Below are 1,414 nucleotides of genomic sequence, written 5' to 3' on the forward strand. Positions count from 1 at the left end.
CTGATCTACAACAAGGCGCGTCAGGCTGCGATCACCCAAGAGATCTCGGAACTCGTCGGCGGCGCTGCCGCGGTTTAACGGTTCAAATATTCAGAGGATCCAGCTATGAGTAGCGGACGTATCGTTCAAATCATCGGCGCCGTTATCGACGTGGAATTTCCACGCGACAGCGTACCGAGCATCTACAACGCGCTGACAGTTCAGAGCGCGGCCGCAACCACTCTGGAAGTTCAGCAACAGCTGGGCGACGGCGTGGTTCGCACCATTGCGATGGGTTCCACCGAGGGCTTGAAGCGCGGTCTGGAAGTTACCGATTCCGGCGCAGCCATTTCCGTACCGGTCGGTAAAGCGACCCTGGGCCGGATCATGGACGTCCTCGGTAACCCGATCGACGAAGCTGGCCCGATCGACACCGAAGAGCGTTGGGGTATTCACCGTCCAGCGCCTTCGTTCGCTGAACAGGCAGGCGGCAACGACCTGCTGGAAACCGGCATCAAGGTTATCGACCTGGTTTGCCCGTTTGCCAAAGGCGGTAAAGTCGGTCTGTTCGGTGGTGCCGGTGTAGGCAAAACCGTAAACATGATGGAACTGATCCGTAACATCGCGATTGAGCACTCAGGTTACTCAGTGTTCGCGGGTGTTGGTGAGCGTACTCGTGAAGGGAACGACTTCTACCACGAGATGAAGGACTCCAACGTTCTGGACAAAGTGGCACTGGTTTACGGTCAGATGAACGAGCCGCCGGGTAACCGTCTGCGCGTAGCACTGACCGGCCTGACCATGGCCGAGAAGTTCCGTGACGAAGGTAACGACGTTCTGCTGTTCGTCGACAACATCTATCGTTACACCCTGGCCGGTACTGAAGTATCCGCACTGCTGGGCCGTATGCCTTCGGCAGTAGGTTACCAGCCGACCCTGGCTGAAGAGATGGGCGTTCTGCAAGAACGTATCACTTCGACCAAGGAAGGTTCGATCACCTCGATCCAAGCGGTATACGTACCTGCGGACGACTTGACCGACCCGTCGCCAGCGACCACCTTCGCCCACTTGGACGCCACCGTCGTTCTGTCCCGTGACATCGCTTCCCTGGGTATCTACCCAGCGGTAGATCCACTGGATTCGACTTCGCGCCAGCTGGACCCGAACGTAATCGGCCAGGACCACTACGACACCGCTCGCGGCGTTCAGTACGTTCTGCAACGTTACAAAGAGCTGAAGGACATCATCGCGATCCTGGGTATGGACGAGCTGTCGGAAGCCGACAAGCAGTTGGTAAACCGTGCTCGTAAGATCCAGCGCTTCTTGTCGCATCAGTTCTTCGTGGCTGAAGTCTTATCATGTGATTCTGTTTAATACGTTTTCCTGAAAGAATGCATTTATGGCTTTTTTTTCTTGGTGTTGTGTGAGTATGATT

1 protein-coding gene and 1 pseudogene are annotated in these 1,414 nt (G+C 55.9%); both read left to right on the forward strand.

Features of this window, described 5'->3' with window-relative positions; translation table 11 throughout:
• On the forward strand, window positions 1-78 hold a 78-nt coding region (locus tag ACIOWE_RS30190), incomplete at its 5' end, for a hypothetical protein (RefSeq protein WP_401398619.1).
• Window positions 79-105: 27 nt separating this feature from the next.
• Window positions 106-1,414, forward strand: a pseudogene (gene atpD / locus ACIOWE_RS30195) (F0F1 ATP synthase subunit beta); the annotation flags it as partial.

Origin of the sequence: Pseudomonas sp. NPDC087598 (genome assembly GCF_044743525.1) — a bacterium.
GTDB lineage: Bacteria > Pseudomonadota > Gammaproteobacteria > Pseudomonadales > Pseudomonadaceae > Aquipseudomonas.